This is a genomic window from Methylotenera versatilis 301, from assembly GCF_000093025.1.
Lineage (GTDB): Bacteria > Pseudomonadota > Gammaproteobacteria > Burkholderiales > Methylophilaceae > Methylotenera > Methylotenera versatilis.
Genome location: NC_014207.1, coordinates 2,412,575 through 2,425,264, shown reverse-complemented (window position 1 = coordinate 2,425,264; position 12,690 = coordinate 2,412,575). Strand labels below are relative to the sequence as shown.

Here is a 12,690-nt window from a genome sequence, read left to right as displayed (position 1 = left end):
TACTCATAATGAAAGTACTGAAGTTAGCTTTTAGAATTTACGAGTACTTCACTAACTAACACCTCTTCTTTCTAAGGTGGAAATATGTTAAACCGAGCATTAAAACTTTTACGTACCTATCATCAGCTAAGTCAGACAGAGTTAGCTATTAAGCTAGAGGTGTCTAACTCTTATTTATGTGAAATTGAAAAAGGTGTTAAATCACCTAGTCTCGATTTGCTGGCTAAGTATGGAGTTGTATTTAAGATGCCTGTGTCGAATATAATGTTATTTTCTGAAGAAATTCAAGCACCTTACTCTTCAAGTGAGCGACTAAGAGTAGCTGCTGCAAGCAAAGTATTACGTTTGCTAGAGTGGATAGATGAGCGAGAGCTTATCTCGACTAATGCCTAAACAGTACGCGATAAATCAATCACCACTCTATAAGTTAGTAGGGCTAAGGCAACTAGAGCTTTGTCTGGGTATTGACTTAGAGAGGCTTGATAAGCTGCTCAAGGATGGTAGTTACCGAACTTGGGTGAACGATAACGACAGGGCCATTCAGCATCCACTTGGGTGGCTTGCTCAAGTACATAGTAAAATAGCTCATTATCTTGCTAAGATTGAAACGCCAGATTATGTTTATCACAAAAAGGGGCGGTCTCATGTCAAAAATGCTTCGGAACATACGGGTTACCATCTCGTAGCAAAAACTGATATTTCAAACTATTACCCAAGTATAACGAGAGCAATGCTCAAGAGTATGTTTGTTAAGAAGTTTAAATGTGCCTTAGACGTAGCAGGTATCCTCGCCGATATATGTACCTATCAAAGAACTCATCTTGCAACAGGCAGTGGAGTGAGCGGTTATTTAGCATTCTGGGCAAGTAAAGATTTGTTCGATGCGGTGTATGAGCTATCAAGGGCTAGGGGTTGCGTGTTTACGTTGTATGTCGACGATTTAACAATTTCGGGTAATGCAGCATCCAAGAAGTTGCTCACCGAAGTGAGGGCAATAGTTAAACGTAATGGCCTTAAGACTAAGGAAACCAAATCTAAAACCTTTGCAGCGCATGCTACCAAGATGGTTACAGGGGTAGTACTTAAAGGTAATGAGAGCTTACTTTCAAATAAACGACACAAAGAGATAGCTGATAACCGCATTGCAATTGCAAACACAGGAAATGCGAACATCAAAGCAACACTACAAAAAAGCCTAAAGGGGCGGTTGATGGCTGCTAAGCAAATTATTGACTCAAATGAAATTAAGACCGTAACTTCTTCGGATTTGATTTATTCATAAAGTATGGTTAACCAGTGTCTTGCCTTGCTTGCGCCAATCCCATGGAGCTACAGCGCTAGGTTCAATCCATAAGCCAACCTTAGCTGCCTTAGCTCCTTCTTGAGCATGAAGGTAAATTAGCCTATCCTCGAAAGGCTGCTCCTTCTGGTACTTAGTGTAGTGCCAAGCCAGCCCTCGCTTAACTTGCTCCAAATTCGCATCAAGCCCGTTGAGAAGTACTTTGCCAACAATACGACCATAGCGGTCTGTCTTAGTCCAATCAACTTGTACAGCCTTGTCATATACCAAGTCAGATAAAGACCGCTTGGATGCCTGTCCAAACGGCTGCTTCTTCTCAGGAGCATCTATACCACCTAGCCTGATTTTGTGCTGAGTATCGCTTGCATCAAGCACAGTAATCGTGTCCCCATCAGCTACACCAACAACTCTACCGAGCAGGGTATCTGCATAAACTTGAGTTGTGTAAAGTACGGTAAGGCATATAAGCAGGTTTCTAATCATTCCTAGATTATCTTACAGACTGACTAAAAAGGACATATATATGCGGGTATCAAAGCCTATACTTCCCAAATGCCGAATTACACAATCGCGCCGTAGTCGATAATTTTCACGTTGCCCTTATGGTTCTGTCAATCAGAAAGTTAATGCGTACAGCATGCCGCTGTGTGCGCGGTAATAACTTTACTGAATGACTAGGGTGCAAGTTTTATGCTCTTTCAAGGTAACGATAAAGTGAATTTCTACTAATACCGAATTGAGCCGCTAGAGCGGTTCGGTTTTTACCATGATTGACGGTATCAAGAGATACGAGCTCTTTAACTTGCTCGTCGTTTAGAGCTTGCTTTCTGCCTTTAAAAGCTCCTGCGAGTTTTGCTATAGCTATACCTTCTCGCTGGCGCTCCCTAATGAGGCTACGCTCGAACTGTGCGAATGCACCTAGCATCTGTAACGTCAGCTTAGAAAATGGGTCTGCCTCAGAGGTAGTGAACACAAGATTTTCTTTAAGGAACTTAACGCTCACACCTCTAGCTGTTAAATCTTCAACTATGTTGAGTAGGTCAACAAGGTTGCGAGCTAGCCTGTCTAAGCTATGAACAACAAGCGTATCCCCAGTGCGAGCGTATTTCATTGCCTCTACAAGTGCAGGTCTATTAATATCCTTACCGCTGGCTTTATCTTCAAATAGTCTATCAATACCTAGCTGATGTAATGCTTCTAGCTGACGCGCTGTGTCTTGGTCAGCAGTGCTTACTCTTGCGTATCCAATGTTGTGACCTTTAGTGCTTACTGTGGTGTTCATATGTATCTCATTGATAATGTGTTGCACAGAGTCTATGACTTAGTGAATCATCTGTCAAGTAAATGCGTTAAGTACTTATATGGTACACATATCCATAGGATATAAGCGCTTAAGCTCTGTAACGTATAAGTACACCCTAGCGATACAGTAGCGTATTAATAGTAAGCAAGTAGAAGTGCTCTAAGTTCGGAAGGTAGTGGGGGCTAGTAGTGCTTGAGCTAGCTAGAGGAGGTTGTTCGTAATTCTAGTGCTATTCTTGGTATCGAGTTAAGTAGTTGTATATAGTGCTTCCGTGAGCTTTAGCATAAGCTTGCTCAAGTATTAAGTAATAGTAGTATTCAATATAAGTAGATATTTATAGAAGCGCTTCTACAAGTTGATATTTTACTTTTATAGTTTTGCTTAAGTAGATTCCTAGAAGTGCATAAGTAATTGTTTACACGAGTTACTTTAAGTAATTTTTATTATCGTTATTTGCTTTTGTGTTGTTTACAGGAGTGCTTATAGCTATCTTAACTAGCAACGCTCTCAAGTATTCCCCAGCAGATTTATGAAAAGTTGCTCTCATAAGTGCTTATTACTAGTGAAGTAGAATAATTATGGATATGTATTCTGTATATCTGCTGTATTGCTAAGCTCAGCTTGTTGAAGTACTTATATGCGGTACTTGCTACCAGACCTATGAAAAGTTACAAGCCAGTAGTTAGTGCTACAAGAAGTACTTCATAGGCTGTGAATGCAACAGCGAGTCTATTCCTATAGGTGGCAGAGGCATAGCTAAACACTTAGTAAGGTAAAAGCTTATAGTTCCTTATAGCTTAGAGCCAGTTGGTAGTGTCAAACCAGTTATCTTGTACCTATTCATGGCTTCAGTCAGTGGTCTCAGTGGATACTTATCTGAACCATAGTTAGTTGCCGCATCACTACTGCTGTGACCAGATAGCGCATTATGTACCTCTGTCGCAATGCCAGCAATGCGTGCGTAGTCTTTGAAGTTGTGTCTAAAGCTGTGGAATACCATCTTGGTATCGGTGACTTTAATTTTCTCGCGTAGATATTTACCAAACCACTTTGACCAATTCCCGCTGAGTGAGCCGTAAGCGCTAGCAGGCTTCAATTCTGGGAATATCTGCAAACCTGACTGAGCTTGAACGTATGTAATGAACCCTAGAGCGATTAAAGTTTGGTGGATAGGGATGCGTCTACGACTACCAGAGTTTTTAAGCTTCTGCCCGTCGCCTTCATCCGTAATGCGCATTACCCAAACTTGATGAGTATTCTCTTGCTCATCCTCATAACTTTCAAGTTGAATATCACCTAAATGCAACTGGCATAATTCATCAAGCCTTGCACCTGTATAAAGTGCTAAAAGTGGCAACCAATAAGCAGCCTCACCCTTGCCGCCAGCAGGCCTCTCATCGCTTGTGTATATGGGTGAGTTAAAGATGGCCTTGAGTGCAGAGTCATCAAACGGACTGCGCTTCACTCTTGCAGATTCACTTATCCTTATTTTAATACCAGTGGCAGGGTTAGTCTCAATGATTGCTTGCTGAGTGGCATAGTTTAGCAGTGTGTTAAGCTCGGTTAAGTATTGGTTCGTGTTTGCGGCTGTGAGGCCAGCTTCAAGCAAGCCATCCTTGAATGCAACTGCATGTACTCTTTTAATTTCTGGAATTGTAAGCTTGCCTACAATCGCTTCAAATCTCTCGATAACTCGATTCATCTTGGCTACAGTCCGAGCCGCAGGCTCACGCTCAGCAGCCCATTTAGAAACAAGTTTGCTGAGAAGGGGGCTAGTGGGTGTAGTAACCTTAGTGACTATCTCTTTACTTGCTCTAAACATCGAGTCTGTGAAAGGTACAGTTGTATTATTGCGTAATGAAGTTGCCGCCTTCAGCTCTGCCTCAATTTTCCACATCGGCCTAGGCTCATCATCGAACGGGTGTGTTCCTGTTTTCAGGTACTCCTCACCATCAACAATGAGAGCATCCAAATAATCATTGAATTGCTGCCATGAGCTAGGGGTTAATCTTGCTTGCTCTCGTTTAGCTCTAAGCTGTTTGTTAAACAGAAACACATAGGTTTCAGCATCGTCAATGTCGAAGCTGTCATCGAATCTAGGGCGCTTTGTTTTTAGTGGCTGAGGTTCTGGTATGGCAGGAGTGCTGATAAGGCTGCCATTGAGCTTTGCGAGTGCTGATGCAAACAAATCATCGTAGTGCGCACCCATTTTTCTGACCTGTGACTCGGCGACTTTTTTGTCTTTAGTGCCAAGGGATTTCATTACTTCTTTGCCGAAGATATGAATTAAGTCTGAAGGTGTTTTACGACGATAGTAGTAAGTGCTTCCGCGTTTAGATAAGTGTGTACACATAGTCTCTTTCTTTGAGGTTGGTGTAACACGCACTGGGGAAAAGTAAGGTGTAAGTACTTGATTCTACATTAACTCTAGTAAAATCAAGCGCTTAATTTGACTTGGCGGAGAGCTAGGGATTCGAACCCTAGATACAGGGTTAAGCCCGTATGCTTCCTTAGCAGGGAAGTGCCTTCGACCACTCGGCCAGCTCTCCGTTTTCTTACGCTGTTCAATTAAAGTTTCTTAATTGAGGCGCGATAATACTTGATTCACACCTAAAAATCAATCATCTATGTGTTACTAAATTTACTATTTTTTAAGCCGCTTCTAATTCAAATGCTTTGTGTAGTACGCGCACAGCTAGCTCTAGGTATTTTTCATCAACAACGACTGCAATTTTAATTTCTGAGGTCGAAATCATTTGTATGTTGATGCCTTCTTCCGCCAAAGTGCGGAACATTTGGCTGGCGATGCCTACGTGTGAGCGCATACCCACACCAACGACTGATACTTTGGCGATTTTGTCATCGCCGCTGATTTCACGTGCGCCGATGTGACCTTGTACTTTATCACGTAAAATATTCAGCGCTTTATTCATCTCATTTTTATGAACAGTGAATGTGAAGTCGGTTGTGCCATCAGCACCAGTGTTTTGAATAATCATATCGACATCGATATTCGCATCGGCGATTGGACCTAAAATTTGGTAAGCGATACCTGGTTTGTCTGGCACGCCTAGCACGGTAATTTTGGCTTCGTCACGATTAAACGCAATGCCTGAAATGATGGGTTGTTCCATGTTGTCTTCTTCCTCAAATGTAATCAGTGTGCCGTCGCCTTCTTCTTCAAAGCTTGAAAGCACACGTAGCTTAACTTTGTATTTTCCTGCGAATTCTACAGAGCGAATTTGCAGTACTTTTGAACCTTGGCTTGCTAATTCAAGCATTTCTTCAAAAGTTATTGATTTTAAACGACGCGCTTCAGGCACTACGCGCGGGTCAGTGGTGTAAACACCATCAACATCTGTGTAGATTTGGCATTCATCTGCGCCCAATGCCGCCGCTAGAGCGACGCCAGTAGTGTCAGAGCCGCCGCGGCCTAATGTGGTGATATTGCCATTCTCATCTTCACCTTGAAAGCCTGCTACAACGCATACATAACCAGCATCTAAGTCAGCTTTCAGATTTTCTTTGTCGATATTAAGAATGCGTGCTTTGGTATAAGAGTCGTCCGTTAAAATTTTGACTTGTGCACCCGTGTAGCTTTTCGCTTTAATACCTAGCTCGATTAACGCCAGCGCAGTTAAGCCAATGGTGACTTGTTCGCCTGTGGAGATAATCATGTCCAACTCGCGTGGATCTGGCTCTGCCATGAGCTCTTTAGCTAGGCCAATCAGTTTGTTAGTTTCACCAGACATGGCTGAAACCACCACTACGACTTGATGCCCCATTGCTTTATAACGCGCTACGCGTCGGGCAACATTGCGTATCCTCTCAGGATTCGCTACAGATGTGCCACCATATTTTTGTACAATCAATGCCATTTTTAGCTCTATAAGTTAATTAATCAAAGGCTACTTGATTAAAGTTTAGTTAATATAAATTAGTTGAATTATAGTTTACTGCTTACCCAGTCGCTCACGCCTGCAAGCGCTTTAGGTAATTGGCTGGCATCCGTACCGCCTGCCATTGCCATATCTGGCTTACCTCCGCCTTTGCCACCTACTTGTTGCGCAACAAAGTTGACCAGTTCACCCGCTTTGATCTTACCTGTTAAGTCTGATGTTACACCTGCTGCCAAACTGACTTTGCCATCGTTAACGCTAGCTAAGACTATGGCAGCTGATTTTAGTTTATCTTTTAGCTTATCCATCGTTTCGCGCAAGGTATTTGCATCGGCGCCCTCTAACGTCACAGCTAAGACTTTTACACCTGCAATCTCAGTCGCTTGTGTGGCCAAATCATCACCTTGAGATGATGCTAGTTTAGATTTTAAGCGTGCCAGTTCTTTTTCTAATGATTTTGCATGATCACTTAATTGCGCAACCTTAGAAGCAAGTTCACTAGTTGGCGCTTTCAAGTCAGCGGAAAGTTGAGAAATCAGTGCTTGTTGAGCATTAATCAATTTCAGCGCGCCATTACCAGTGGCTGCTTCTATACGACGAACGCCTGCAGCGACGCCACTTTCGGCATAAACTTTGAATAGGCCTATATCGCCAGTGCGGTTCACATGCGTACCACCACATAATTCTGTGGTGCTACCAATATCTAAAACTCGCACAATATCACCGTATTTCTCGCCAAATAGCATCATTGCACCGGTTTTTTGTGCGGATTCAATGTCCATTTCACGGGCTTGTGTTGGTGCGTTAGCAAGAATCTCGGCATTGACAATCGCTTCGACTTTGGCGATTTCTTCATCAGTCATCGGCGCGTTATGCAAAAAGTCAAAACGTGTTTTATCCGCATCAACCAGCGAACCTTTTTGTTGCACATGCGTGCCTAATACTTGGCGAAGTGCTTTGTGCATCAAATGTGTTGCTGAGTGATTGCGCATGATGTTAGCACGAGCGGCTATGTCCACACTCGCTTTTAGGCTTTCACCCACACTGATTTTGCCAGTTTTTAAAATGCCATGATGGCCAAAAACAGCCGCTTGGATTTTTTGCGTATCTTCCACAGCAAAAATACCGTTTTCGGCTTTAAGCACGCCATTATCACCGACTTGACCACCAGACTCAGCATAGAACGGCGTATTATCTAGTACCACAACACCTTGCTCGCCCTCTGATAGTTGATTCACTGCCGTGCCATCTTTGTATAGCGCTAAAATCTTAGCGCTAGCTTCTAATGTTTCATAACCTTTAAAGTCTGTATTCGCGCCATTGTATTCAAGATTGGTTGCCATTTTGAACTTACCAGCGGCGCGAGCTTGTTCTTTTTGACGTGTCATAGCAGCATCAAATGCTGCGCTATCTACATTGACATCACGTTCACGGCAGATGTCTGCCGTTAAATCAAGTGGGAAGCCAAAAGTATCATGCAGTTTAAAAGCAAGGTCGCCATTGAAAAGGGTGTTATTCGCTTTAGACATGGTAGCAAGTTCAGTTTCTAAAATTTCCATACCGTTTTCAATGGTTTCAAAGAAGCGATCTTCTTCCAGCTTCAACATATCCATGATGCGCGACTGATTCGCAACCAGTTCAGGATAGGCTTCGCCCATTTGCTTGACTAAGTCAGGTACAAGTTTGTAGAAGAATGCTGCGCGTGTACCTAACTTATAGCCATGACGGATGGCGCGGCGAATAATGCGGCGTAGAACGTAGCCACGTCCTTCGTTGCCTGGAATCACGCCGTCAGCGATTAAGAATGAGCAAGCTCGGATGTGGTCAGCTAATACTTTAAGTGACGGGTTATTTAAAATTTCTGGATATTTGCTTTTTAGTTCGCTCAGGCTTGCAACAGAGTAGGTTTGGTTTGATGGAGTTACGAATACTTCACGTGCCGCCGCATCTATTAAAGTCTTGAAAATATCAATTTCATAGTTGGCATGCACATGTTGCAATACTGCAGAAATACGCTCCAAGCCCATACCTGTATCCACAGAGGGTTTTGGTAGTGGATGCATCATGCCCGCTTCGTCGCGGTTGAACTGCATGAACACGTTATTCCAGATTTCGATAAAGCGGTCGCCGTCTTCATCTGGGCTGCCTGGTGGGCCACCAAAGTGGTGGTCGCCGTGGTCGTAAAAAATTTCAGTACACGGGCCGCATGGGCCAGTATCCCCCATCATCCAGAAATTGTCTGAGGCGTAGCGTGCGCCTTTGTTGTCGCCAATGCGGATAATACGCTCGGCAGGCACGCCAATTTTGTCATGCCAAATGTTGTAGGCTTCATCATCGTCTGCATAGACGGTGACGGTGAGTTTGTCTTTTGGTAGCTTGAAAACTTCGGTGAGTAGCTCCCAGGCGTAAGCAATTGCGTCATCTTTAAAGTAATCGCCAAAGCTAAAGTTGCCTAACATTTCAAAGAATGTATGGTGCCGTGCTGTATAGCCTACATTTTCAAGGTCGTTATGTTTGCCGCCTGCGCGTACACATTTTTGGCTGCTCGTCGCGCGAGTGTATGTGCGCTTGTCAAAACCTAAAAACACGTCTTTAAATTGATTCATCCCAGCGTTAGTGAATAGCAGGGTAGGGTCGCCGTGAGGAACTAGCGAGCTGGAAGCGACGATTTGATGGCCTTTAGAGGCAAAGAAATCGAGGAACGCCTTGCGAATTTCGTTACTGCTTGGGTTGTTACTTAGTTTGATTGTCATTATTTGTTTATCGTTGATTTTAATTACTATTGTATTTAATCATGCATTTAATCGTTAGCTGACTCATTGATACTTTTTTCATTGAGCACTTTTTTAATTACATCAAAACCAAAGCCACGACTTTGTAAAAATCTGGCTTGTTTTGCCCAGTCTTCCCGGCTACTAGGGCTGGCTTTAAACTTTTTGCGACAAACTTCACGTGCAAAATCTAGTTCATTTACTTTTACCTCTTCAACAGCGTCAGCGATTAAATCATCCGCCACGCCTTTTTCTCGTAACTCATTGGCGACACGTGCGCTGCCAAATTTACTTTGTCTTGCATGCACCAGTTGTTCAGTGAACCTAGCATCTGAAAGCCAGCCACGTTTTTTAAAATCATCCAGAATGACCGAAATGTCATCGGACTCTTCTGCAAACGGTTTTAATTTCTGGGTGAGCTCAAAGTATGAATACTCGCGCTTACCCAGATAATCAAGTGCCCGTTGCCGCAGGCTTTTAGGTTTGAATTCGATTGCGCAACCTCGTTACAGATTTAATGAATGCTTAATCTTCTTCAGAGCGTACCGCAGGCATTGCTTCGCTTAATGACTTCATATTGGCGCGGATTTTTGCGTCGATTTCATTAGCGATGGCTGGGTTAGATCTTAGGAATTCGCGGGCATTGTCTTTACCTTGGCCGATTTTTTCACCGTTGTAGCTATACCAAGAACCTGCTTTTTCAACCATTTTCAGGTTTGCGCCCAGCTCAATAATCTCGCCTTCACGTGAGATGCCTTCGCCATAAAGAATATCAAATTCAGCTTGTTTGAACGGTGGCGCGACTTTGTTTTTAATCACTTTTACGCGTGTTTCTGAACCAATGACTTCGTCACCTTTTTTAATCGCGCCGGTGCGGCGAATGTCTAAACGCACAGAAGCGTAGAATTTAAGTGCGTTACCACCAGTGGTCGTTTCTGGGTTACCAAACATCACGCCAATTTTCATACGAATTTGGTTAATGAAAATCACCATGGTGTTGGTACGTTTGATGTTACCTGTGAGTTTACGCAAAGCTTGGCTCATTAAGCGCGCTTGTAAACCCATGTGTGAATCGCCCATTTCGCCTTCAATTTCGGCACGTGGTGTAAGCGCTGCAACAGAGTCGATGACTACAATGTCAACTGAGCCTGAACGCACTAACATATCCACGATTTCTAATGCTTGCTCACCAGTATCTGGCTGTGAAATCAATAAATCTGGCACGTTTACGCCTAGCTTTGCAGCGTATTGTGGATCAAGTGCATGCTCAGCATCGATAAACGCTGCTACACCGCCAGATTTTTGCATTTGTGCAATCACTGAAAGGGTTAATGTAGTTTTACCTGATGATTCTGGACCGTAAATTTCAATCACACGGCCGCGTGGTAAACCGCCAATGCCTAAGGCAATATCAAGGCCCAATGAACCTGTTGAAACTGCTTGAATATCTTCACCAATATTGCCGTCGCCCATGCGCATAATGGAGCCTTTACCAAATTGTTTTTCAATTTGTGCAAGTGCCGCGCTCAGTGCTTTGCTTTTATTATCGTCCATGTATCGCCTTTGAATTTTGTTGCTAAGTTAATCGCATGATTATTCCATAAATTTGCCCCTAAAGTAAGGCTCTAGTGGCTTTAGATTACGATTAAATGTGAATTAAGTATTTGTAAATTATTGTTTTACTGACAAATGCGTATGCATTTAGTTTTTGCATATGCTAAAAACTCTGCACCATAGCTGAATTGTGCTTTGTCCTCTAGGCGATGGCATAATGTCTCCTACGAATAATAAAAATCTAAATGAATGAGGAAATTATTTTGCCTTCGATATACGATTTAAAACCACGATTTCAAGCCTTGTTAAGACCTATTGTCAATGCTCTTGCGCGTGCGGGTGTTACTGCCAATCAGGTGACTATTGCAGCAGTGATTTTATCCTTTATCGGCGGGGCTTTAATTGCTTGGCAGCCTGATGCCACTTGGCCTTTGTTGGCTCTACCTTTAGTGCTGTTTTTGCGTATGGGTTTGAATGCGATAGATGGCATGTTAGCTCGTGAGCATGCTCAACAATCTAAATTAGGCGCAATATTGAATGAATTGGGCGATGTGGTTGCTGATGCTGCCTTGTATTTGCCTTTAGCTTTGCTGCCTCGCATCTGTGCAAGCTTGATCGTGTTGCTAGTACTACTGGCGACTATCAGCGAAATGATGGGTGTGGTTGCCGTGCAGATTGGCGCAACACGCCAGTACCAAGGGCCTATGGGTAAAAGTGACCGTGCATTCTGGTTAGGCGCAGTCGCTCTGGCGCTTGGCATAGGCATGCCGTTTGGCGGCTGGGTGAACTGGTTGTTCGTCGTAATGCTGTTGCTATTGGTAATGACGATTTTCAATCGTGCTAGAGGCGCATTGAAAGAAACTGCAAAGGCTCTGCATGCCGATTAATTTGCAGATTGCTTTGTGGGGAGTAGTCATTGTACTTATCACAGGCACGCTGATTATTTGGCTTAAACGAGTATTTCGCCCAAGTGCGTCTGACCATGAACTTGGTTTGCGCATGCGCTCTTGGTGGATGATGGCAGGATTGTTTATTTTAGCCATTGCCGTGAACCGTACGTTGGGTGTGTTATTTTTCGTGCTAGTGAGCTTTTTAGCGCTAAAAGAATATCTCAGTATTATTCCTACTAGAAGCGCCGATAAACGTGTGTTGCTATGGGCGTATCTCGCCATTCCGCTACAGTATTTGTGGGTTTGGCTGGGTTGGTATGGCATGTTTATCATTTTTATTCCTGTCTATATGTTTTTGCTGATGCCGCTTCGCATGCTGATAGAAGGCGAAACACAAGGATTTTTGAAGGCCGCAGGCACTTTGCACTGGGGTTTGATGACAACGGTATTTTTACTCTCGCATGCGGCGTATTTACTTGCATTGCCTAATCAGGTTAATCCAGCGGCTGGTAGCGCGGGCATACTTTTGTTTTTGGTGTTTCTTACGCAATTTAACGACATCATGCAGTATGTGTGGGGTAAATTGCTGGGTAGTATTAAAGTGATTCCCAAGGTTAGCCCCAATAAAACCTTAGGTGGTTTACTCGGCGGAATCGTAACAACGACCATGTTGTCATGGCTGCTAGCGCCTTATTTAACGCCGCTGGTCGGTTGGGAGCCACTTGCAGCAGGCGTGCTGATTGGATTAGCTGGATTTGTGGGAGATGTGAGTATTTCAGCCGTGAAACGCGACTTGGGTATTAAAGATACGGGCAATCTGATTCCAGGTCACGGTGGTATTCTCGACCGTGTTGACAGTCTGACCTATACCGCGCCATTGTTTTTTCATTTTGTGTATTATCTGCACTATTGAAGCGACAGATTTTGTGAAACAGCAAATTTAAAATTTGCATCATGTAAAGGGAGATTGATC

General features: G+C 43.4%; 11 protein-coding genes and 1 tRNA gene. 4 read left to right on the top strand and 8 right to left on the bottom strand.

Features of this window, described 5'->3' with window-relative positions:
* The first annotated feature begins 84 nt into the window (after positions 1-84).
* Together M301_RS11070 and M301_RS11065 are read left to right on the top strand one after the other, a co-directional pair.
* Positions 85-393: a helix-turn-helix transcriptional regulator gene (locus M301_RS11070; protein WP_013148869.1), complete on the top strand. Its 309-nt coding sequence runs from the start codon at positions 85-87 to the stop codon at positions 391-393.
* A complete protein-coding gene (locus M301_RS11065; protein WP_148218603.1) occupies positions 362-1,282 on the top strand; it encodes a reverse transcriptase family protein in 921 nt (306 codons plus the stop codon). Before M301_RS11070 ends, M301_RS11065 begins: the two co-directional genes overlap by 32 nt.
* Here the strand turns inward: M301_RS11065 and M301_RS11060 are convergent.
* The 8 genes from M301_RS11060 to recA form a co-directional block, all read right to left on the bottom strand.
* The gene (locus tag M301_RS11060; protein WP_013148867.1) at positions 1,277-1,783 is read right to left on the bottom strand and encodes a thermonuclease family protein; all 507 of its coding nucleotides are present in this window, start codon (positions 1,781-1,783) and stop codon (positions 1,277-1,279) included. The two genes, M301_RS11065 and M301_RS11060, sit on opposite strands and share 6 nt — an antisense overlap.
* 205 nt (positions 1,784-1,988) lie before the next feature.
* Positions 1,989-2,582 carry a recombinase family protein gene (locus tag M301_RS11055; RefSeq protein ID WP_013148866.1) on the bottom strand — a complete coding sequence of 198 codons (594 nt, stop codon included), beginning with the start codon at positions 2,580-2,582 and terminating at the stop codon, positions 1,989-1,991.
* Positions 2,583-3,393: 811 nt separating this feature from the next.
* Positions 3,394-4,956: a site-specific integrase gene (locus tag M301_RS11050; RefSeq protein WP_013148865.1), complete on the bottom strand. Its 1,563-nt coding sequence runs from the start codon at positions 4,954-4,956 to the stop codon at positions 3,394-3,396.
* Positions 4,957-5,058: 102 nt separating this feature from the next.
* A tRNA-Ser gene (locus tag M301_RS11045) sits at positions 5,059-5,152 on the bottom strand.
* Positions 5,153-5,254: 102 nt separating this feature from the next.
* The gene (locus tag M301_RS11040; RefSeq protein WP_013148864.1) at positions 5,255-6,481 is read right to left on the bottom strand and encodes an aspartate kinase; all 1,227 of its coding nucleotides are present in this window, start codon (positions 6,479-6,481) and stop codon (positions 5,255-5,257) included.
* Between the two features lie 68 nt (positions 6,482-6,549).
* Complete coding sequence (gene alaS / locus M301_RS11035; RefSeq protein ID WP_013148863.1) at positions 6,550-9,255, bottom strand: alanine--tRNA ligase; 2,706 nt, start codon at positions 9,253-9,255, stop codon at positions 6,550-6,552.
* 47 nt (positions 9,256-9,302) lie between these two features.
* On the bottom strand, positions 9,303-9,767 hold the full coding sequence (gene recX / locus M301_RS11030) for a recombination regulator RecX (protein WP_013148862.1): 465 nt from the start codon (positions 9,765-9,767) through the stop codon (positions 9,303-9,305).
* 31 nt (positions 9,768-9,798) lie between these two features.
* The gene (recA, locus tag M301_RS11025) at positions 9,799-10,827 is read right to left on the bottom strand and encodes a recombinase RecA (RefSeq protein WP_013148861.1); all 1,029 of its coding nucleotides are present in this window, start codon (positions 10,825-10,827) and stop codon (positions 9,799-9,801) included.
* A 263-nt stretch (positions 10,828-11,090) separates the two neighbouring features.
* Between recA and M301_RS11020 the strand changes: the two genes are divergently transcribed.
* A complete protein-coding gene (locus tag M301_RS11020; RefSeq protein WP_041360117.1) occupies positions 11,091-11,714 on the top strand; it encodes a CDP-alcohol phosphatidyltransferase family protein in 624 nt (207 codons plus the stop codon).
* The gene (locus M301_RS11015; protein ID WP_013148859.1) at positions 11,704-12,630 is read left to right on the top strand and encodes a phosphatidate cytidylyltransferase; all 927 of its coding nucleotides are present in this window, start codon (positions 11,704-11,706) and stop codon (positions 12,628-12,630) included. Before M301_RS11020 ends, M301_RS11015 begins: the two co-directional genes overlap by 11 nt.
* The last annotated feature ends 60 nt before the right edge of the window (positions 12,631-12,690 follow it).

What these genes read in the sequence shown, in the direction of transcription:
- M301_RS11070 (WP_013148869.1), top strand. Translation starts at nt 85, where the DNA reads ATGTTAAACCGAGCATTAAAACTTTTACGTACCTATCATCAGCTAAGT.
- M301_RS11065 (WP_148218603.1), top strand. Translation starts at nt 362, where the DNA reads ATGAGCGAGAGCTTATCTCGACTAATGCCTAAACAGTACGCGATAAAT.
- M301_RS11060 (WP_013148867.1), bottom strand. Translation starts at nt 1,783, where the DNA reads ATGATTAGAAACCTGCTTATATGCCTTACCGTACTTTACACAACTCAA.
- M301_RS11055 (WP_013148866.1), bottom strand. Translation starts at nt 2,582, where the DNA reads ATGAACACCACAGTAAGCACTAAAGGTCACAACATTGGATACGCAAGA.
- M301_RS11050 (WP_013148865.1), bottom strand. Translation starts at nt 4,956, where the DNA reads ATGTGTACACACTTATCTAAACGCGGAAGCACTTACTACTATCGTCGT.
- M301_RS11040 (WP_013148864.1), bottom strand. Translation starts at nt 6,481, where the DNA reads ATGGCATTGATTGTACAAAAATATGGTGGCACATCTGTAGCGAATCCT.
- alaS (WP_013148863.1), bottom strand. Translation starts at nt 9,255, where the DNA reads ATGACAATCAAACTAAGTAACAACCCAAGCAGTAACGAAATTCGCAAG.
- recA (WP_013148861.1), bottom strand. Translation starts at nt 10,827, where the DNA reads ATGGACGATAATAAAAGCAAAGCACTGAGCGCGGCACTTGCACAAATT.
- M301_RS11015 (WP_013148859.1), top strand. Translation starts at nt 11,704, where the DNA reads ATGCCGATTAATTTGCAGATTGCTTTGTGGGGAGTAGTCATTGTACTT.